At 69.2% G+C, this 20,308-nt stretch carries 19 protein-coding genes; 8 read left to right on the forward strand and 11 right to left on the reverse strand.

Annotated elements, in window-relative coordinates; genetic code table 11:
- Positions 1–43 precede the first annotated feature (43 nt).
- From ACZ7SW_RS39550 to ppgK, 6 genes are all read right to left on the reverse strand, one after another.
- A complete protein-coding gene (locus tag ACZ7SW_RS39550; protein ID WP_470235490.1) occupies positions 44–1,735 on the reverse strand; it encodes an ABC transporter family substrate-binding protein in 1,692 nt (563 codons plus the stop codon).
- A gap of 40 nt (positions 1,736–1,775) precedes the next feature.
- Positions 1,776–3,908: an ABC transporter ATP-binding protein gene (locus tag ACZ7SW_RS39555; RefSeq protein WP_470235491.1), complete on the reverse strand. Its 2,133-nt coding sequence runs from the start codon at positions 3,906–3,908 to the stop codon at positions 1,776–1,778.
- A 34-nt stretch (positions 3,909–3,942) separates the two neighbouring features.
- A complete protein-coding gene (locus ACZ7SW_RS39560; protein WP_470235492.1) occupies positions 3,943–4,950 on the reverse strand; it encodes an ABC transporter permease in 1,008 nt (335 codons plus the stop codon).
- On the reverse strand, positions 4,950–5,927 hold the full coding sequence (locus ACZ7SW_RS39565) for an ABC transporter permease (protein WP_470235493.1): 978 nt from the start codon (positions 5,925–5,927) through the stop codon (positions 4,950–4,952). The genes ACZ7SW_RS39560 and ACZ7SW_RS39565 overlap by 1 nt, the downstream gene beginning before the upstream one ends.
- Positions 5,928–6,538: 611 nt before the next feature.
- Positions 6,539–7,957: an RNA polymerase sigma factor gene (locus tag ACZ7SW_RS39570; RefSeq protein WP_470235494.1), complete on the reverse strand. Its 1,419-nt coding sequence runs from the start codon at positions 7,955–7,957 to the stop codon at positions 6,539–6,541.
- A gap of 223 nt (positions 7,958–8,180) precedes the next feature.
- Positions 8,181–8,942, reverse strand: a complete 762-nt coding sequence (gene ppgK / locus ACZ7SW_RS39575; protein ID WP_470235541.1) for a polyphosphate--glucose phosphotransferase — start codon at positions 8,940–8,942, stop codon at positions 8,181–8,183.
- A 64-nt stretch (positions 8,943–9,006) separates the two neighbouring features.
- On the opposite strand from ppgK, the gene ACZ7SW_RS39580 reads away from it, so the two are divergent.
- Positions 9,007–9,834, forward strand: a complete 828-nt coding sequence (locus tag ACZ7SW_RS39580) for an inositol monophosphatase family protein (protein ID WP_470235495.1) — start codon at positions 9,007–9,009, stop codon at positions 9,832–9,834.
- A gap of 39 nt (positions 9,835–9,873) precedes the next feature.
- Here the strand turns inward: ACZ7SW_RS39580 and cei are convergent, their stop codons facing one another.
- Complete coding sequence (gene cei, locus ACZ7SW_RS39585; RefSeq protein WP_470235496.1) at positions 9,874–10,557, reverse strand: envelope integrity protein Cei; 684 nt, start codon at positions 10,555–10,557, stop codon at positions 9,874–9,876.
- 509 nt (positions 10,558–11,066) lie between these two features.
- Between cei and ACZ7SW_RS39590 the strand changes: the two genes are divergently transcribed.
- Positions 11,067–11,375 carry a DUF4193 domain-containing protein gene (locus tag ACZ7SW_RS39590; RefSeq protein WP_013224476.1) on the forward strand — a complete coding sequence of 103 codons (309 nt, stop codon included), beginning with the start codon at positions 11,067–11,069 and terminating at the stop codon, positions 11,373–11,375.
- A gap of 460 nt (positions 11,376–11,835) precedes the next feature.
- Here ACZ7SW_RS39590 and ACZ7SW_RS39595 read toward each other — a convergent pair whose 3' ends face one another.
- Positions 11,836–12,321, reverse strand: a complete 486-nt coding sequence (locus ACZ7SW_RS39595) for a DUF3093 domain-containing protein (protein WP_470235497.1) — start codon at positions 12,319–12,321, stop codon at positions 11,836–11,838.
- Positions 12,322–12,345: 24 nt separating this feature from the next.
- On the opposite strand from ACZ7SW_RS39595, the gene dut reads away from it, so the two are divergent.
- Both dut and ACZ7SW_RS39605 read left to right on the forward strand, forming a co-directional pair.
- Complete coding sequence (gene dut / locus ACZ7SW_RS39600; RefSeq protein WP_344267559.1) at positions 12,346–12,849, forward strand: dUTP diphosphatase; 504 nt, start codon at positions 12,346–12,348, stop codon at positions 12,847–12,849.
- A complete protein-coding gene (locus tag ACZ7SW_RS39605) occupies positions 12,849–13,505 on the forward strand; it encodes a DUF3710 domain-containing protein (RefSeq protein WP_470235498.1) in 657 nt (218 codons plus the stop codon). Before dut ends, ACZ7SW_RS39605 begins: the two co-directional genes overlap by 1 nt.
- Positions 13,506–13,593: 88 nt before the next feature.
- Here ACZ7SW_RS39605 and ACZ7SW_RS39610 read toward each other — a convergent pair whose 3' ends face one another.
- Complete coding sequence (locus tag ACZ7SW_RS39610; protein ID WP_470235499.1) at positions 13,594–14,301, reverse strand: alpha/beta fold hydrolase; 708 nt, start codon at positions 14,299–14,301, stop codon at positions 13,594–13,596.
- A gap of 104 nt (positions 14,302–14,405) precedes the next feature.
- Between ACZ7SW_RS39610 and ACZ7SW_RS39615 the strand changes: the two genes are divergently transcribed.
- A complete protein-coding gene (locus ACZ7SW_RS39615) occupies positions 14,406–14,786 on the forward strand; it encodes an OB-fold nucleic acid binding domain-containing protein (RefSeq protein ID WP_009075573.1) in 381 nt (126 codons plus the stop codon).
- 9 nt (positions 14,787–14,795) lie between these two features.
- Positions 14,796–15,542 (forward strand): DUF3159 domain-containing protein, encoded by a 747-nt coding sequence (locus ACZ7SW_RS39620; RefSeq protein ID WP_470235500.1) that lies wholly within the window; start codon positions 14,796–14,798, stop codon positions 15,540–15,542.
- A gap of 64 nt (positions 15,543–15,606) precedes the next feature.
- On the opposite strand, the gene ACZ7SW_RS39625 is transcribed toward ACZ7SW_RS39620, so the two are convergent.
- Both ACZ7SW_RS39625 and ACZ7SW_RS39630 read right to left on the reverse strand, forming a co-directional pair.
- Positions 15,607–16,263 (reverse strand): potassium channel family protein, encoded by a 657-nt coding sequence (locus ACZ7SW_RS39625; RefSeq protein ID WP_116202959.1) that lies wholly within the window; start codon positions 16,261–16,263, stop codon positions 15,607–15,609.
- Positions 16,263–16,928, reverse strand: a complete 666-nt coding sequence (locus ACZ7SW_RS39630; RefSeq protein ID WP_354750456.1) for a potassium channel family protein — start codon at positions 16,926–16,928, stop codon at positions 16,263–16,265. The genes ACZ7SW_RS39625 and ACZ7SW_RS39630 overlap by 1 nt, the downstream gene beginning before the upstream one ends.
- Positions 16,929–17,024: 96 nt before the next feature.
- Here ACZ7SW_RS39630 and ACZ7SW_RS39635 point away from each other — a divergent pair, with 96 nt between their 5' ends.
- A complete protein-coding gene (locus ACZ7SW_RS39635; protein ID WP_470235501.1) occupies positions 17,025–19,073 on the forward strand; it encodes an APC family permease in 2,049 nt (682 codons plus the stop codon).
- Complete coding sequence (locus tag ACZ7SW_RS39640; protein ID WP_470235502.1) at positions 19,070–20,260, forward strand: class I SAM-dependent RNA methyltransferase; 1,191 nt, start codon at positions 19,070–19,072, stop codon at positions 20,258–20,260. Before ACZ7SW_RS39635 ends, ACZ7SW_RS39640 begins: the two co-directional genes overlap by 4 nt.
- Positions 20,261–20,308: the final 48 nt, after the last annotated feature.

The following is a 20,308-nucleotide window of genomic DNA, read 5'->3' on the forward strand; positions in this document are numbered from 1 at the left end:
GCGGGGAGTCCGCGCCGCTCCTTCGATTCCCGCTAGGGGAGACTTACTTCACGAAGCCGATCTTGGTGAAGTCGTACGGGGTGTTCGCGTAACCCGGCGAACCGAAGTTGCCCAGGGTCTTGCGGACGGCGAAGGCACCGGTCGACTGGAAGATCGGAAGCTGGTGGCCCAGCGCCCAGATCTCCTTGTCCGCGGCGTTCAGGTCCGCGGCCCGCTTGGTGTCGTCCAGTTCCTGAGCCGCGGCGTCGATCAGCTGGTTCACCTTGTCGCTGCCGATGTGCCCGTAGTTCTGGTTGATGTTCTTCGGGTCCAGGTAGTAAATGCCCTTGCTGCCGCCGATCGGGAACGAGTTCGAGATCCAGCGGAACAGCGTGAGGTCGAAGTTGCCGACGTTCACGTAGTTCTTGAAGAACTCGGCCGTCGGGACCGCGACGATGTCGATGCCCACGCCGATCGCCTTCAGCTGCGACTGCAGGATCTGGCCGGTCTGCTGGCTGATCGGGGTGCCGGTCGGGATGACCAGGCGCAGCTTCAGCTGCTTGCCGTCCTTGGCGCGCAGGTCGCCGGACTGCTTCCAGCCCAGCTTGTCCAGATCCGCCTTGGCCGCGTTCTGGTCGAACTTGTACGGGCCGCTGTTGTCCTCGTAGGTCTTCGAACCCTTGAGGTACCAGTGGTTGCCCAGCGGCGTGGTGTCCTTCTGCATCTGGCCGAGGATCGACTTCGAGATGCTGACGGTGTCGACGCCGCGCAGCACGGCCACCCGCAGGTCCTTGTCCGCGAGGATCGAGGACGGGGCGCCGTTGAGCGTCATGTGCGTGTAGTCGGGGTAGGTCGACTGGCGCACGACCGCGTTCGGGTCGGACTGGGCCCGCTTGAACGCGTTGATGTCGTTGTTCAGGTTGTAGAAGTCGATCTGCCCGTTGGCGAACGCGTCGGCCAGGGCGGGACGGTCCACGACCTTGAAGGTCACGGTGTCCAGCTTCGGCTTGTCGCCCCACCAGTTCGGGTCGCGCTCGAACACCGCGGTCTTGGCGGTGTTGTCCACGTCCTTGATCTTGAACGGGCCCGCGGTGATCAGCGCCTTCTGCGCCCACGCCTTGTTGAAGGTGTTCGCGTCGCTGTTCAGTTCCTTCGGGTAGAACGGCGAGAACAGCGCCTTCCACTCGGCGAACTTCTTCGAGAAGGTGACCTTGACGTCGAGGTCGTCAGTGCCCTTCTCGACCTTGGCGATGTCCTCGTAGCCGGTGGTGCCGGAGACCTGGTAGGCCGGGTCCTTGCCGTTGAGCACCTTGGCCTGGGCGGCGAAGTCCTCCCACGAGAACTGACGGCCGTTGCTCCACTTGGCCTTCGGGTTGATCTTGTACTCGATGACCTGCGGGTCCTGGCTGACCAGCTCGGCCGAGGTGACGTAGTTCTTGTTCACGGCCACCGACGCGTCGGCGTTCTGCGTGAAGATGTACGGCATGATCGCGCCGTCCATGTTGGCGCCGTCCAGGACCGTGCCGTCGACCTGGTTGTAGTTCCAGTTGTCCGGCATCGAGTCGATCGGCCACTTGAAGTCGCCGCCGTCCTTCAGCTTGTCCAGCGGCTGCTCGTTGATGTCGGCGGTCTTCACGCCCGACGTGCCGGCGTCCTGCAGACCGTTGCCGCCGCCGTTGCCGCCGCCGCCGCAAGCGGCGAGCAGAAGCCCCAGAGCGGCAACGGGGGCCACGAGTGCGGCCATTCTCCGTCGCATGTGTGTACCTTCCTTCTTCTGGTGTGCCAACGGATTGTGGCTACACAACTTCGCGGGTTTTGGCGTAGTGGCACGCCACGTCGTGGTCCTGCGCGCGGGATTCGCGCGGCGGCTCGACGTCGACGCACTTCTTCCTGTCCTCTTCGGACAGTTGGGAGAAGACGAAGCACCGGGTGCGGAACCGGCAGCCCGACGGCGGATTCGCCGGGCTGGGCAGGTCCCCGGTGAGGATGATCCGGCCGCGCTCGCGCTCCTTGGCCGGGTCCGGGATCGGGATCGCGGACAGCAGCGCCTGCGTGTAGGGATGCTGCGGCGCCTCGAAAACCGTGCGGACGTCGCCGATCTCGACGATCTTGCCGAGGTACATCACCGCCACCCGGTCGGCGATGTGCCGGACCACGGACAGGTCGTGCGCCACGAACAGGTACGACAGGCCCAGCTTGGCCTTCAGCTCGTCCAGCAGGTTGATCACGCCCGCCTGGATCGACACGTCGAGCGCGGACACCGGCTCGTCGAGCACGATCAGCTTCGGCTCCAGCGCGAGCGCCCGCGCGATGCCGATGCGCTGGCGCTGCCCGCCGGAGAACTCCGCCGGATACCGGTCGGCGTGTTCCCTGCGCAGGCCGACCAGCCCGAGCAGTTCCGGCACCCGCTGCGCGATGCGCTCCTTCGAGAACCCGTGCGTGACCATCGGTTCGGCGATGATGTCGCCGATCGGCAGCCGCGGGTCGAGCGCGGCCATCGGGTCCTGGAAGACCACCTGCAGGTCGCGGCGGATCGACTTGCGGTCCCTGCCCGCGAGCTTCGCGACGTCCTTGCCGAGCACCGCGACCGAACCGTGCGCCGGGGCGGCCAGTTCGAGGATCTCCATCAGCGTGGTCGACTTGCCGCAGCCGGATTCCCCGACCAGGCCCAGGGTTTCGCCCTCGACGATGTCGAAGGTGATCCCGTCGACCGCGCGCACCGTGCCGACCTTGCGCTTGAAAACGGTGCCCTTGCTGACCGCGTAGTGCTTCTGCAGGTCCTGCACGTCGAGCACGGTCGAGCGCTGGGCCCGCGGCACGGACGCGACCGGGGCCTCCTCGATCACCTCGGCGCCGTAGACCTCGGCGGCGTCCGCTTCCGGACGGGCGAGCTCCTCGGTGCGGATGCAGGCGGCCCGGTGCGTCGTGTCGACCGGCGCGTTCGGGTTGCCCGGCGTGATCGTGAACAGTTCCGGTTCGGCCGTCCGGCAGGCGTCGATCGCCAGCGGGCAGCGCGGCGCGAACGGGCAGCCCTGCGGCAGGTCCACCAGCGACGGCGGCTGGCCCTCGATCGGCACCAGCGGCTGCTTCTCCCGCGCGTCCACGCGGGGGATCGACCCGAGCAGGCCCAAGGTGTACGGCATCCGCGGCTGGGCGTAGATCGTGTCGACCGGACCCTGCTCGACCGCGCGCCCGGCGTACATCACCATCAGCCGGTCGGCGAACCCGGCGACCACGCCGAGGTCGTGCGTGATGATCACGATGCCGGCGCCGGTGACCTCCTGAGCGGTCTTCAGCACCTCCAGCACCTGCGCCTGCACCGTCACGTCGAGCGCGGTGGTCGGCTCGTCGGCGATGATCAGGTCCGGGTTGTTGGCGATCGCGATGGCGATCACCGCGCGCTGGCGCATGCCGCCGGAGAACTCGTGCGGGAAAGCCTTCGCCCGCGCCGCCGCGTTCGGGATGCCGACCAGGTCGAGCAGTTCGACCGCGCGGTTGTTCGCCTGCTGCTTGGTGACTGTGCCCTTGCCGTGCACCAGAAGCGCTTCGGCGATCTGCGCGCCGACGGTGTACACCGGGGTCAGCGCGGACAGCGGGTCCTGGAAGACCATCGAGATCTTCTTGCCGCGGATCTTCGACAGTTCGGTGTCGGACTTGCCGATCAATTCGCTGTCCTGGAACCGGATCGAGCCCGACACCCGCGCCTGCGGCGGCAGCAGCCCCATCACCGCGAGCGAGGACACCGACTTGCCCGAACCGGACTCGCCGACGATGCCGAGCACTTCGCCCGCGGCGACCTGGTAGTTCAGCCCGCGCACCGCGTGCACGCGGCCGGACTCGGACGGGAAGGACACTTCGAGGTCGGAAACCTCAAGCACGGTGCCGGTGGGCTTCTCAGTGTCCACGGTCAGTTCGAGTGCCCTGCTCATGCCGCCTCCGCGGAAAAAAGTACGTCGGCGGTGCTCATGCTTCTGCTCCCACGGTCTGCGTCGAGGCGGTCGACTTGGTTTTCTCTTCGATCCGCTTGCGTTCCTTGCGCCGCGAACGGCTGGACGACGGGTCGAGCGCGTCGCGCAGGCCGTCGCCGACGAAGTTCACCGCGAGCACGGTGAACACCAGGAAGCCGGCCGGGATGTAGAACAGCCACGGGAACGTGCGGACCGCGTCGGAACCCGCCGAGATCAGCGTGCCCAGCGAAACGTCCGGCGCCTGCACGCCGAAGCCGAAGAACGACAGCGACGTCTCCATGATGATCGCGACGCCGACGTTGATCGTCGCGTCGATGATCAGCAGCGACGCCATGTTCGGCACGATGTGCTTGAAGATGATCCGCCACGGGGACTGGCCCATGAACTTGGCGGCCTTCACGAACTCGCGTTCGCGCAGCGTCAGCGTCATGCCGCGGACGATGCGGGCGGTGATCATCCACTGGAACAGCGCGATCAGGCCGACCAGGATCAGCCAGGTCTTGCCGCGGAAAGCGGGCGACAGGATCGAGATGATCAGGAACGGCGGCAGGATCAGCAGCAGGTCGACGACCCACATCGAAACCCGGTCGGTCCAGCCGCCGAAGTACCCGGCCGCGGAGCCGACGATCGAGGCCACGCCGGTGGAGAACAGCGCGGCCAGCAAGCCGATGGTGAGCGACTTCTGCAGTCCGCGCATGGTCTGCGCGAACATGTCGCCGCCGATCTGGTTGGTGCCGAACCAGTGCGTGCCGTCCGGCGGCATCAGCGTCGACGTCGGGTCCAGGTCGTCGTAGCCCCACGGCGAATACCAGCTGTAGGTGAACGCCAGCACGTAGAACAGCAGGATCACGACGAGCCCGACGAGGGCCAGTTTGTTGCGGAAGAACCGGCGGGCGACGAGCTTGCCGCGGCTGGAGGACTTCCCGCTCTGCTGCCCGGTCTCCGTTTCGGTGGCGGCGACGGCCGAATCGGCGAGGTCGGCCTCGTTCAATGGGGCGGCCATCAGATCCTCACCCTCGGGTCGAGCGCGGCGTAGAGCACGTCCGCGAGCCAGCCGGCGAGCAGCACGCAGATCGCGATGAACAGGGTCACGGTGGTGACGATGTTGGTGTCCTGCTTCTGAATGCCGGTCACCAGCCAGTCGCCCATGCCGTACCAGCCGAAGATCTTCTCGGTGAAGACGCCACCGGTGATGAGGAGGCCGAAGCCGAACGCGAACAGCGTCGCCATCGGGATCAGCGCGGTGCGCAGGCCGTGCTTGAACAGCGCGCGCCTGCGGGTGAGGCCCTTGGCCTGCGCGGTGCGCAGGAAGTCCGAGCCGAGCACGTCGAGCATCGCCGAACGCTGGTAGCGGCTGTAGTAGGCGACCTGGGTCAGCACGATCGCGAGGGTCGGCACGATGATGTGCTGCAGCCGGTCGAGCAGGACGTCGCCGAAACCGCCGTCGATCGCACCGCCCTCGCCCTGCACGATGAAGAACTGGTACCCGTTGAGCAGGTTGTCGTTGACCGACTGCGCGCCCGCCTTGAGGATCGTGGCGATCACGAACACCGGCGTCGACAGCACCACGAAGGAGAACGTGGTGGCGATGTAGTCGCTGATCTTGTACTGCCGGATCGCGCTGACCACGCCGACGAGCACGCCGATGATGATGCCGATCGTGATGCCGAGCAGGAACAGCCGCAGGCTCACGCCCGCGCGGCGGAACAGCTCGTCGGTGATCGCCTGGTCCGCGACGGTGCGGCCGAAGTCGCCCTGGACGACGCCGCCCAGCCAGGTGAAGAACCGGTGCGGGATCGCCTGGTCGAGGTGCAGTTCGGCGGCCTTCGCGTCGATGGTCGCCTGCGGTGCGGGCGGGTTGCGCAGTTTGAGCGCGTCCAGCGGGCTGAAGGACAGCGACGCCAAGGAGAACGCCGCGAAGGTCGCGACGAGGCACAAGGCGATGTAGTTGACGAGTCTGCGGAGGAGGAACCCGATCACAGTTGCCTCGCTTCACCGGGGCCGGAGGATCCGCTCCAAGCCGCCGGACTTCCCTGGCTCGCTCGCGATTGAGTTTTCTTCGAAAACACTGGGCGGTGCTGCCTTCCAATACTGACGCTCGTTGTGGGCGCAGCCTAATGGCGATCAGCCGTTGCGATCTTCGTTTTCAGGCAACCAAACAATCACGATTTCCGCTTCCGGGCGGGGAACAACCGACTTTAGCCTCTTGTCCGGGTCCCAGTGTCGCGGTGGGTGCGCGCCCGTGCACCGGCGATGAGTATTCCGGAACGGTTCCGGGGGTTCCGGGTGAACGGTTGTGAACGGGAAACGGACACGCGCGGAACGTCCGCCGCTCGGAAGCGCGCCGAGCCGCACGTGCGGATGCGTGTTCCCGCGGCGGAACCGGGCCGGCGGATTGCGGTTGTGCCGCAGCGTAATTCGCCTCGGGATCCCGCGTCGCCGGGTTTTCCGGACCGGTTGGCGTCCACTGTGTTCAGGCGAAGGAAGGATTTCGCGGAAATGCCCGGCGCCGGCCGTGGTGTTGTCGGTAAACGCGAAAAACCCCGCCGCCGCGTAGTGCGGGGCGGGGTTTCTCGCGGGAACGGAGAAGCTCAGTCCAGGTAGTCGCGCAGCACCTGCGAGCGCGACGGGTGGCGCAGCTTCGACATCGTCTTCGACTCGATCTGCCGGATCCGCTCGCGCGTGACTCCGTAGACCTGGCCGATCTCGTCGAGGGTGCGCGGCTGGCCGTCGGTGAGGCCGAAGCGCAGCCGGACCACGCCCGCCTCGCGCTCGGACAGCGTCTGCAGCACCGACTGGAGCTGGTCCTGCAGCAGCGTGAACGACACCGCGTCCACCGCGACGACCGCTTCGGAGTCTTCGATGAAGTCGCCGAGCTGCGAATCGCCCTCGTCGCCGATGGTCTGGTCCAGCGAGATCGGCTCGCGCGCGTACTGCTGGATCTCCAGGACCTTCTCCGGCGAGATGTCCATCTCCTTGGCGAGCTCCTCGGGCGTCGGCTCGCGGCCGAGGTCCTGCAGGAGTTCGCGCTGTATGCGGCCGAGCTTGTTGATGACCTCGACCATGTGCACCGGGATGCGGATGGTGCGGGCCTGGTCGGCCATCGCGCGGGTGATCGCCTGGCGGATCCACCACGTGGCGTACGTGGAGAACTTGTAGCCCTTGGTGTAGTCGAACTTCTCCACCGCGCGGATCAGGCCGAGGTTGCCCTCCTGGATCAGGTCCAGGAACGCCATGCCGCGGCCGGTGTAGCGCTTGGCCAGCGACACCACGAGCCGGAGGTTCGCCTCCAGCAGGTGGTTCTTGGCCCGCTCGCCGTCGCGCACGATCCACTTGAGGTCGCGGCGCATCTGGGTGACGAGCTTCTCGCCCTCCTCCTCGGCGGTGCGCACGCGCTCGGCGGCGTAGAGCCCCGCTTCGATCCGCTTGGCGAGCTCCACCTCCTCCTCGGCGTTCAGCAGCGCGACCTTGCCGATCTGCTTGAGGTAGGCGCGGACCGAGTCGGCCGACGCGGTGAGCTCGGCGTCCTTGCGCGCCTGGCGCAGCGCCTCGGACTCCTCCTCGTCCCAGACGAAGTCCGGGTTGTCCGAGGACTTGCCGCCCTTTTCCGCCGCCGCGGCGCGACGGCGCGCGGCGGTGGAGGTGGCCGCGGGGGCTTCGGCCGTCTCGGCCTCGTCCGCGTCGTCGTCATCGTCGTCGGTCTCGTCGTTGACCGTTTCGTCGACGACGTCGACCTCGACCTCTTCGAGATCGGACAGGTCCGGGCTGTCGAGTTCGGCCTCGTCGAGGTCGACCGGGCCGTCGGGATCGCCGTCTTCGGTCTTGGCGCCCTTCGCGGCGGCCTTCTTCGCCGGAGCCTTCTTGGCCGGAGTCTTCTTCGCGCCTGCCGGCTTCGCGGCGGTCTTGCGCGCCGGGGACTTCTCCGCTCCGGTGGCCGCCTCGTCGGCAGGCTCGCCGGCTTCGGTCGCTGTCTTCGTCCCGCCTCGGGTTGCGGTTCTTGCGGCTGCCACTTACGCCCTTTCGCAGCGGTCGATCATGACGAGCCGAGATGTCGCCACCTCGGCTGCCTCACATTCGGGGAACACGCCTCGGCCTGCGGTTTTACCTCCGCAGCTCCTGCGCCGTGTTCCATTGTAACGACGTCGGCCCACTGCGTCGCGAAGCGATCACCCTCCGGCCCCCGACCCGGCGCCTCCCGGTGACCGGTCCGAGACCCGGCGCGAACCTTCGCGCTCAGTGCCCGGCGCCCTCCGCGGCGGCCGCGGCGGCCCCGACGATGCCCGCGTTGTTCTGCAGCGACGCGACGACCACCGGCGTGCGGATGTCCAGCAGCGGCACCCACTTCTCGGCCTTCTTGCTGACGCCGCCGCCGACGATGAACAGGTCCGGCCAGATCAGGTTCTCCAGCACCGAGAGGTACCGGTGCACCCGCTTGGCCCACTGCGGGTACGACAGGCCCTCGTTGTCCTTCACCGAAGCGGCGGCGCGTTTTTCCGCGTCGTGGCCGTCGACCTCCAGATGGCCGAATTCGGTGTTGGGCACGAGCTTGCCGTCCTGGAACAGCGCGCTGCCGATGCCGGTGCCGAAGGTGAGCAGCGCGGTCACGCCGGTGCGCGCGGCCGCCTCGCCGAAGCGGATCTCGGCGAGGCCCGCGGCGTCGGCGTCGTTGAGCATCGTGACTTCCTCGACGCCCTTGCCGAGCCGCTTCGCGAAGAGCGCTTCGGCGTCCGTGCCGATCCATTTGTGGTCGATGTTGGCCGCGGTGTGCGCGGTGCCCTTCTTCACGACCGCGGGGAGCGTGACGCCGACCGGGCCGTCCCACTCCGCCGCGCGGACGATCTCGGCGACGACGTCCGCCACCGCGTCCGGCGTCGACGGCTGCGGCGTTTCGATCCGGTGCCGGTCCCCGATGAGCTGTCCCTGTTCCAAATCGACCAGCGCGCCTTTGATCCCGCTGCCGCCGATGTCGATTCCGAAGCCTCGGGTCGCCGTCACTGACGTGGTCCCTTCTCGCACGATTCAGAAGTCTGCTGCGGAGACTTTAACCGGATGTGATGACATGGCGGGCGTGGGAGTTGACGAGGCGATGCTGAACGACCTGAAGGACGCCGCCGAGCAGGTCGCGGTCGAGGCCGCGCACCTGGTCCGGACGGCCTGGGTGCGGATGCAGTCCGGCGGCGAGGTCGCGGTGGACACGAAGTCGGCGGAGACCGACGTGGTGACCGCGGTGGACCGGGAGTCGGAGGAACTGGTCCGCGCGCGGCTGGCGCGGATCCGGCCCGGGGAACCGGTGCTCGGGGAGGAGGGCGGAGGCACCGTCGGAACCGGGGTGACCTGGGTGGTCGATCCGATCGACGGGACGGTCAACTTCCTGTACGGCTTGCCTGCCTTCGCGGTGTCGATCGCGGCGCAGGTGGACGGGGTCTCGGTCGCGGGGGCGGTCGTGGAGCCGGTGAGCGGCCGGCGCTGGACGGCCGTCCGGGGCGGCGGTTCGTGGCTCGACGGCAACCGGCTGTCGGTGTCCGAGGCGGACCGGCTGGACCTGGCGCTCGTCGGGATGGGGTTCTCCTACGCGCAGGACCGCCGGGTCCGGCAGGGCAAGCTGACGGCGGATCTGGTCGGGCGCGTGCGCGACATTCGGCGCGGGGGAGCGGCTTCGCTGGACCTGTGCGCCGTCGCGGCCGGTTGGCTGGACGGATTCTTCGAGCACGGCCTGCACCGCTGGGACTGGGCGGCCGGGGCGCTGGTGGCGCGGGAGGCGGGCGCGACGGTGCTGCTGCCCGGCGAGGCGGCGGATCTGGGGGAGGACTCGACGTTCGCGGCGTCGCCGGGGATCGCGCCGGAGTTGCGCGCGGCGCTGGCCGCCGGCGGTGCGGCAGAAGTGTGACGGCGGGTCGTGCCTGCTGATCTCGTCGCGGACGCGGGATCAGCAGGTGACGGCGCGGGCCGAGGCCAGAAGTGTCTGGTCGATCACCGGAGCGCCGGGATTGGCGGATTGTTCACTGCCGCCGCCGCCTTGGTGCGCCTGCGACCAGGCGGTGAGCTGCTTCAGGATCTTGACCGCTTCGGGGCGGGGCTGGATGTCGGTGAACAGTTTGCCGGTGGCGAGGTCGACGGTGGAGTCTTTGCGGGTGTCGTGGACCAGCTCGGCACAGGGGATCACGAGGCTGACGGTGCGGGCCGCGGCGGCGCCGTTGTCTCCGTAGCGGATCTGGCCGCGGCAGCGCGCGTCGCCCTTCGGGTACGCCGGGTCGTTGCCCGGGTCGCCGATCGCGGTGAAGCCGAGATCGCGCAGCGCGTTGGTGGCGATGCTGCCCTGCCCGCGCGTGCTGCTCGCGTTGAGCACCTTCAGCGCGACCTTGTCCGGCGGCATCGGCGAGCGGTCGTCCAGGCCGTTGTGCGGCACCGAGGTGTAAGTGATTCCAGGAGGGGCTTTGGGCTCGGGATTGCAGCGCACCGCCTCGTCGACGTCGCCGCGGCCCACGACGGCGTTGACCCAGACGAACACCGCCCCGAGCGCGAGCACGCCGATCACGATCAACGCGGGCAGCGGACGGTGCTTGCGATAAGGCCGCGCACCACGGTTCCCCGACCCGTTCCCCGACGCCACCTGCCCCGTCCCTTCCCCTCGCAGAACCGGCCGCGGTAACCCCGCCGCGCCTCGCGGTAACCGCCAGCGTACGCACCGGCGTGGTAGCCGGTGAGCCTAGGCGCTGACCGCGGCGCGCGGTGTCGCGGGTCACCTTCACCCGTTCCGCGTAATGCCCCTCCGGGGCGATCGCACCACGGACGGCTCCGCGGGAGCAAGCGGACACGGCGGCGAGGTGACGTTCGCGACGCCGGGGCAACCCGAACGGAGGACAGGCGTCTCACCTGCGCGTTCCCCCTCCCGGGTGACGCTGGAGCGGCAATGTCCGACTCGGTGCGAGGCGCGCCCGGCGGTGAGCTACCCTTCCCGGGCTCCGGCCGCCGGACGAGGTCAACCAGGTTGAGACCTGGGTCACTCGCAGGCCGGGCACAAACAGGGGCGCTGGAACGTTGACCAGCGGCACGACCGGTATCGGGCGCCTCCGGAACCGGTGCAGGACGACACGCTGAATCGCAGGGGTGAGGGACACCATGGCTACCGACTACGACGCTCCGCGCCGCAGCGAAGCCGACGAGCTGGCCGAAGACTCGTTGGAGGAGCTGAAGGCTCGGCGCAACGAGAACCAGTCCGGCGTCGTCGACGTCGACGAGGACGCGACCGCGGAGAACTTCGAGCTTCCCGGCGCGGACCTCTCCGGGCTCTCCGGGGAAGACATGACCGTGAAGGTCGTGCCGAAGCAAGCGGACGAGTTCACCTGCTCGGTCTGCTTCCTGGTGCACCACCGCAGCAGGCTCGCCGAGGACAACGGCGGTCGGCTGATCTGCCGCGATTGCGCCTGACCTGGGGATTTTCTAGGGGAGATCCAGGGGAGATTCACGGGGACAGCGTTTTCGCGGTCTTGGGATGACCGGGTAAGCAAGGGGGTCGGCCGTTTTGGGTCGGCCCCCTTACTCGTGTTCTGGGGGCGGGCGGGGGCTGGCTCGTCGCCTGGCGGCGACATTGCGCCCGGGGGTTGCGTGGGCACCCCGAAGCCCATTGTGCTGACGGTTCGGGGGTGCTTGTCAAGGCGGGAAAGATGCCTTGACAAGCACCCCCGAACCGCAGGGAAGGCTTCGTATCGGGGTGCAGGGCGGGGGCTGGCTGCTTGGTGAGCCGGGTGCGTCTGCTGCGGTTCGCGGGTGGCCGAAACCTGCGGCGGTTTCGCGGGTGGCCGAAAGGCTGTGAGGGGAACCCTAGGGGAATCAGGGGCTGTGAAGGTGGCCCTCACGGACTGTGTGTGTGGGGGGGCGTGGGCGTGGGTCAGGCGTTGTTGCGGAGAAGTTCGGCTACTCGCTTTGGTTTGCGGGTGCTGAAGAGCCAGTACGGGGTGGGGTCGGCTGGGTCGGTCAGGGTGAATCGGACGGCGGGGCCCACCCAGCCTCGGTGCAGGACGAAGGCGGCGGGGTCGCCGTCGCGGCCCAGGGCGTGGCGTTTGGCGTCTTTTTCCACGACGGTGATTTCGCCGACGTAGCGCAGGGGCAGGTGGGCGTCGCCGACCCAGAGTTCGGGGTCGTCGCCCGCGGTGATCTTGACCTTTGCCCGGCCCAGCGAGAGCAGCAGTGCGGCCATGACGGGCACGGCGATCGCGAGGGGGATCCACATGGGGATCGACGGGTAGCCGAGGTGGACCTCGATGCCGAGCAGGATCGCTCCGGCCATCGGGAGGGGCCAGCCCCACCACGGCAGGTAGAGCCGTTCGGAGTGTGCGACGACGCCCGTCGCGGCGGTGTTCACGCGGTCAGCCACACATCAAGGGTAGTCTCGCCGCCCGTGTCCAGCGTTCAGGTCCTCCTCCAGCGGCTCGACCCCGAAGTCCCGCCGCCCGCCTATGCCCGGCCCGGCGACGCCGGGGCCGATCTCGTCACCACCTCGGATATCGTGCTCGGACCCGGCGAGCGCGGGGTCGTGGGCACCGGGGTCGCGATCGCGCTGCCCTCCGGGTACGCCGGGTTCGTGCACCCTCGCTCGGGGCTCGCGGCGCGCGTCGGATTGTCGGTGGTCAACACTCCCGGCACGATCGACTCGGGCTACCGCGGCGAGATCAAGGTCTGCCTCGTCAATCACGACCCGCGCGAGAAAATCGTGCTGGCGCGCGGCGACCGGATCGCGCAGCTGGTGATCCAGCGCGTGGAGCACGCGGAATTCGTCGAGGTCGCCGAACTCGAGGAGACCGAACGCGGCGCGGGAGGTTACGGCTCGACCGGCGGGCACGCCACACTGGCACCCGGCGCCGGAGACACCGGCGCGGGCACCGGGGAAGGAACGGAACGATAGTGGGGATTTTCGGACGCAAGCGCCGGTCCGGCGACGACGAGACCGGGGGCGTCGCTTCCCAGCGCGGCGAAAGCTCCGAAGCCGACGACGCGCTCGAACCCGAGGACCAGCTGTCGGAAACGACCGACGGTCCGTTCGACGCCACCGAAGCGGAGGAAGACGGCATCCCGCGCATCGACCTGGGTTCGGTGCGCGTACCGGTGCCCGACGGCTCGCAGGTGCAGGTCGAAATGGACCCGGAGGAAGGCGGCGTGCGCGCGGTGCACGTCGTGACGGAGGTCGGGCAGATCACCGTCAGCGCCTACGCGGCCCCGAAATCCGGCGGCCTGTGGCGCGAGGTGAGCAACGAACTCGCCGACCAGCTGCGCGCGGACGGCGCGAAGGTCAACATCGGCCGCGGCGAATGGGGCATGGAGCTGTCCGCGATCGTCGGCGACGTGGCCCTCCGCTTCGTCGGAGTGGACGGCCCGCGCTGGATGCTGCGCGGTGTGATCGCCGGCCCGCAATCGACTGCTTCGCAGGCCCCCGAGGTGCTGCGAGCGATCGTGCGCCGCACCATCGTGGACCGAGGAAACTCCCCGATGCCGGTGCGCACCCCGCTCCCCATCACCCTCCCCGACGCGGTAGCCCAGCACATCGCCGAACAACAGGGCTGAGGCACGCTCGCTTTTCCAGGTGGCCCTCACGGACGTCAGTTCCGTGGGGGCCGCTTCCATGTTCCCGGTTCCCGCAGGAGGGAGCCGGTCACCGCGCCCGCAAGAACGCCAGGACGGTCGCCCTTCCCAGCGCTTCCCGCTCCCGGCCGAGCGCACCGAGCGACGTCTCTCCGTACCGCCCCCGGGGCAACGCCTCCGCCCACTCCCGGGCGACCGAAGCGGGATGAACCGGATCATCCACGCAAGCACCGACGCCCGCCGGAACGTCCAGCCCTCGCAAGGCCTCCACCGTCGGCGCGGCCCTCCCCGCCGCCGCCCGCAGCCCGGCCTCCAACCCGTCGCCGTGCCGCCGCCAAGCCCGGCGCAGCTCCTCCGCCAGCCACCCCGGACTCCCTGCCTCGGCTTGCGCGACCGCCCCGCCGACCCCCTCCGCGGCCACCAGATCCGCTGTGACCGTCGCAGCCAGCGCCGCGGGTGCTCGCCCGGATTCCCCGTTCCAAGCCGGGAGCGCCGCGAGCAGCCCCCCGCAACGCCCGGGATTCGCCACCGCCCACTCCGCCGCGAGATGCGCCCCGAACGAAATCCCGCCCGCCAGCACCGTCCCGTGCCGGTCAGCGAGACGGTCCAGTTCGGCCAGAAACCCCTCCGCGAGACCGGCCCCGGGAGCCGGCGCGGGAGTGATCAGCGGCACGCCCAGAGCCGCGAGCGGCCCCCCGAACACCGAGCGCACGAAGACCTCGTCAGAGCCGGTACCGGGCAACAGGACGGCGACCGGGAGACGGATTGCGGACGTCACGTTGCGATCTTGCCGCAAACCCGTTTCCCTGGCTGGGACCACAGCTACGCTGGAACACGCACGGGCCGAACGAAGTCGGGGGCCCCGGAGCACAGGAGCACACCATGTCCGCCAAGGACGGCGGCTACTTCAGCCGGTTGGTTCGCAAGCTGACCAGCGACGTCGAGGACCTCGACGCCGACGAGATGTCCGAGAGGTCGGGTGCCGAAGGCGCGCAGCGCGCCTGTGACTGCCGGTCCGGCGAAGAGGTGACCGTGCTCGGGAGGCTGCGCAGCGTCGAGCTGTCGCCGACCGACGGGCCGGCCTCGCTGCAGGCGGAGCTGTTCGACGGCACGCAGGGCGTGACGCTAATCTGGCTGGGCAGGCGCCGGATTCCCGGCATCGAGCCCGGCCGCACCGTCAAGGTCCGCGGCCGGATGGCCGAACGGGACGGGCAGAAGGTGCTCTACAACCCGTATTACGAACTCCAGAGCCCGGTAGGGTGATCAACGCTCGTGACTGAACCCGCTGCTCCCCGCGACAAGAAGGACGTTCCCGGAAACGGGGACGACGAAGAGCGGCAGCCGACGCTGATGGAGCAGATGGGCGGGGTTTCCGGCCTGTTCTACTCCTCGGTGCCGGTCATCGTGTTCGTGCTCCTGAACGCGTTCTTCGGGCTCACCGTGGCGATCTGGGGCTCGATCGGCAGCGCGGTGGCGATCACCGTCCTGCGCGTCGTGCGCAAGGAGCCGCTGCAGCCGGCCATCTCGGGTTTCTTCGGCGTCGCGATCGCGGCGTTCATCGCGTTCCGCACCGGGTCCGCGAAGGGGTTCTTCCTCTTCGGCATCTGGGCGAGCCTCGCGTACTGCGCCGTGTTCGTGATCTCGGTGGTGGTGCGCTGGCCGCTGGCGGGCGTCGTCTGGAACGCGCTCAACGGCAACGGCACCGCCTGGCGCAAGGACAAGCCGTCCCGCTACGGCTACGACGTCGCGACGCTCGCGATGGCCGTCATCTTCGCCGCCCGGTTCGTGGTGCAGCGGTGGCTGTACGACGGGAACCAGACCGGCTGGCTCGCGTTCGCCAAGATCGCGATGGGCTACCCGCTGTACGCGATCGGGCTGCTGGTGGTCGTCTGGGCGGTGCGCCGCTCCGACAAGCGGCTGAAGGCGCTCGCCGAGGACGAACCGGAGCCGGAAACCGACGCGCAGGCGGAGGCGCGGCTGCGGGAGAAGTACGCGCAGTCGCCGACCCCCGAGACCTGATCCGGAAGTATCTGACGCACGAAAAAGGGGCGGGCCCAGCGCGGGCCCGCCCCTTTTTCGCGTCTCAGTAGCCGAGCGCCGTGCGGATCTCCGGTTCGACGTCCGAGGTCGCGACGAACAGCAGCTCGTCGCCCGCCTCCAGCGGATCCTCCGGCTGCGGCACGATCACCCGGTCGCCGCGCAGGATGGTCACCAGCGCCGCGTCGCGCGGCAGCGCCAGCTCGCTCACCGGCTTGCCCGCCAGCGGCGTCTCCTCCGGCAGGGTGAGTTCCACCAGGTTCGCCTGCCCCTGCCGGAACGTCATGAGCCGCACCAGATCGCCGACGCTCACCGCCTCCTCGACCATCGCGGCGAGCATCCGCGGGGTCGACACGGCGACGTCGACGCCCCACGCGTCGGTGAACAGCCACTCGTTGGCCGGGTTGTTCACCCGCGCCACCACGCGGCGCACCGCGAACTCCGTCTTCGCCAGCAGCGACACCACGAGGTTCGCCTTGTCGTCGCCGCTCGCCGCGATCACGACGTCGCAGCGTTCGATGCCGGACTCCTCGAGGATCGACACCTCGCACGCGTCGCCCAGCACCCAGTCGGCCTGCGGAACGGATTCCGGCTCGAACTGGTCGGCGTCGCGCTCGATCAGCATCACCTGGTGGCGCCCGTCGATGAGCTCGGTGGCGATGGACTGCCCGACGGCTCCCGCGCCCGCGATCGCGACCCGCATCAGTTCTCCTCCTCGGGGGCGCGAGCGGCCAGGCTCGTCACGTCTCCGACGGTGCCCGATCGCGCCGCCACCCACACGTCGTCGTCGGCCTGCACGACGGTCTTCGCGTCCGGCAGCACCGGGGTGCCGAAGCGCATCATGAACGCCACCCGCGCGCCGGTGGTCTCCTGCAGTTCGCGCACGCTGCGGCCGACCCAGCCCTCGTGCAGCGGCAGCTGCAGCAGCGCGACGTTGCCGGACGGATCGCGCCACGCGGAGGCGACGCCGTCAGGCAGCAGGGTGCGCAGGAACCGGTCGGTCGTCCACGGCACGGTCGCGACGGTCGGGATGCCCAGCCGCTCGTACACCGCGGCGCGCTTGTGGTCGTAGATCCGCGCGACCACGTGCTCGATGCCGAAGTTCTCGCGCGCGACCCGCGCGGAGATGATGTTGGAATTGTCGCCGCTCGACACGGCCGCGAAGGCGCCCGCTCGCTCGATCCCGGCCTCGACGAGCACCCGGCGGTCGAAACCCGCCCCGACGACCTGCTGGCCGTGGAAGTCGCTGCCCAGCCTGCGGAACGCCTGCTGGTTCTTGTCGATGACAGCCACGTCGTGGCCGAGCCGCTCCAGCGCCGCGGCCAGAGACGCGCCGACGCGGCCGCATCCCATGATCACCACGTGCACGCTTAGCCTCCTCGCAGGGTGGGGATGACCCGGTCGTGGGTACCCTCGGACACCAGCGCCGAACCTACCTTGCGCGGACCCAGTTACGCTCTCGTGGTGTCGAAGTTCCCGACAGTGCTGAAGCGGCTGGTCCTAGGGCGTCCGTTCCGCAGCGACCGTCTCTCCCACACTCTGTTGCCCAAGCGCATCGCGCTGCCCATTTTCGCCTCCGACGCGCTGTCCAGCGTGGCCTACGCGCCGGAGGAGATCTTCCTGACGCTGAGCGTCGCCGGCCTGTCCGCGTACGCCTTCGCGCCGTGGATCGGGGTCGCGGTCGCGCTGGTCATGCTCGTCGTCGTGGCGTCCTACCGGCAGAACGTGCACGCGTATCCGAGCGGCGGCGGCGACTACGAGGTCGCGACCACCAACCTCGGCGGGAAGTTCGGCCTGACAGTGGCGAGCGCGCTGCTGGTCGACTACGTGCTGACCGTCGCGGTGTCCACTTCGTCCGGTGTCGCCAACATCGGCTCGGCGATCCCGTGGGTGGCCGACCACAAGGTGATCACCGCGGTGGTGATCGTCGCCGTGCTGACCGCGCTCAACCTCCGCGGCGTGCGCGAATCGGGCAAAGCGTTCGCCATTCCCACTTACGGCTTCATCGCCGGCATCCTGATCATGGTCGTCTGGGGGCTGTTCCAGACCTTCACCGGCACCGAGATGCGCGCCGAGAGCGCGGGCTTCACGCTGCACGAGGAAGGCAGCTGGGCGGGCGTCGCGTTCGTGTTCCTGATCCTGCGGTCGTTCTCGTCCGGCGCGGCGGCGCTGACCGGGGTCGAGGCGATCAGCAACGGCGTGCCCGCGTTCCGCAAGCCGAAGTCGAAGAACGCGGCCACCACGCTGCTGCTGATGGGCGTGCTCGCGGTGACGATGCTCGTCGGGATCATCACGCTCGCGGTCGTCACGAAGGTGAACTTCGCCGAGGACCCGGCGCGGCAGCTGGCCGGAGCGCCCGCGGGCTACGAGCAGAAGACGATCGTCGCGCAGATCGCGCACGCGGTGTTCGAGAGCTTCCCGCCGGCGTTCTACTACATCTCGTTCTCCACCGGCATCATCCTGCTGCTGGCCGCGAACACCGCGTTCAACGGCTTCCCGGTGCTCGGCTCGATCCTCGCCCAGGACCGCTACCTGCCGCGGCAGCTGCACACCCGGGGCGACCGGCTGGCGTTCTCCAACGGCATCCTGTTCCTCGCGATCTTCGCGCTGGTGCTGATCATCGCGTTCGACGCGGAGGTCACCCGGCTGATCCAGCTGTACATCGTGGGCGTGTTCGTGTCGTTCACGGTGAGCCAGGCGGGCATGATCCGGCACTGGAACCGGTTGCTGGCCAAGGAGACCGACCCGGCGGCGCGGCGGCGGATGCGCCGTTCGCAGACGGTGAACGCGGTCGGCCTGACCATGACCGGCGTCGTGCTGGTGATCGTGCTGATCACCAAGTTCCTGCTCGGCGCGTGGATCGCGATCGCCGCGATGGTGGCGATTTTCGCGCTCATGACGGCGATCCGGAAGCACTACGACCGGGTGTCCGAGGAACTCAAGGACATGGGCGACGCGCCGACCGTGCTGCCCTCGCGCAACCACGCGATCGTGCTGGTGTCCAAACTGCACCGGCCGACGCTGCGCGCGCTGGCCTACGCCAAGGCGATGCGCCCCGACGTGCTCGAAGCGGTCACGGTCAATGTGGACGACGCCGACACCCGCGCGCTGACCCACGAATGGGAAGCGCACAAGTTCAAGGTGCCGCTGAAGGTCGTCGAATCGCCTTACCGGGAAATCACGAAGCCGGTACTGGATTATGTGAAGCGCGTTCGCGGCGCCAACCCGCGCGACGTCGTCACGGTGTTCATTCCCGAGTACGTCGTGGGGCACTGGTGGGAGCAGGTCCTGCACAACCAGAGTGCGTTGCGGCTCAAGGGACGGCTGCTGTTCCAGCCGGGAGTGGTCGTGGCGAGCGTGCCGTGGCAGCTGGAGTCTTCGCAGAAGGCGGCCGCGAGGATGCGCAAAGCCCGCCCGTCGGCCGGTGACGTCCGGCGCGGGTTCACCCCCGGCACTGCTCGACCGGCGGATGCCAAGAAGCCGGCCCCTGCAACAAAGGAATCATCTGAATGAGCGACAGCTGGCTAGGCCGCGTACTGGAACTGGAAGTAGGTCCGGTCGCGCACGGCGGGCACTGTGTGTCGCGTGTGGACGGACGAGTGCTGTTCGTGCGGCACGCGCTGCCGGGCGAACGCGTGCGGGCCGAAGTGACCGAGGACAAGGGCGGTTCGTTCTGCCGGGCCGACGCGATCGAGGTGCTCAGCGGGTCCGAGCATCGCGTGACGCCGCCGTGCCCGCTCGCCGCGCCGGGCGGCTGCGGAGGGTGCGACTGGCAGCACGCCGAACCGGCCTACCAGCGTGAACTGAAGGCCGCGGTGGTGGCTGAACAGCTGCAGCGGCTCGCCGGGATCACCCGCGAGGTGGTCGTGGAACCGCTCGGCGACAGCCCGCTCGGCTGGCGCAGCCGGGTGCGGCTGGTCACCGGACGCGACGGCCGGGCCGGGCTGCGCGCGCACCACAGCCACCGCGTCATCCCGATCGACGACTGCCCGATCGCGGTGCCGGGCTCGCTCGACGCCGCGCTGAGCAAGCGGTGGCGGCCGGGTGTCGAACTGGAAACGACCAGCGACGGCGACGGCCACCTCCACCTGCGCGAACTCGCCACCGTGCGCGGGCGCACCCAGGGCAAGCAGCTGTCCGGCGGCATGGCGATCCAGCACGCGGCCGGGCGGGACTGGCGGCTCGACGCGCACGGATTCTGGCAGGTCCACCCGCTCGCGGCGGACACGCTGGCGGAACTCGTGCGCCAGTGGGCGGACGCGCCGCGCGGCGGTGTCGCCTGGGACCTGTACGCCGGGGTCGGGCTGTTCGCGTCGGTGCTGGCCGAGCAGGTCGGCCCGGAAGGGCAGGTGCTGGCGATCGAGTCCGGCCGGCGCGCGGTGACCGACGGTGAGCGCAATCTTGCCGACCTGCCGCAGGTCGGCTGGCGCTCCGGGCGCGTGGAACACCTCATCGGGGACGCTCCGACGCCGGTCGACGTCGTGGTGCTCGACCCGCCGCGCAAGGGAGCCGGTCGAGAGGTCGTCAACGCGATCGCGGCCGGTGAGCCGGACCGGATCGTCTACGTGGCGTGCGACCCGGCGGCGCTGGCGCGGGACGTGCAGTTCTTCTCCGAGCACGGGTATTCGCTGACGGATCTGCGTGCTTTCGACGCGTTCCCGATGACGCACCACGTGGAGTGTGTCGCGCTGCTGCAGTGACTTTGTTGTGCCCGTTGGACTTTCCGCCGCCGCGGCGAGCCCTCGTCG

Source organism: Amycolatopsis sp. NPDC114484, assembly GCF_055633755.1.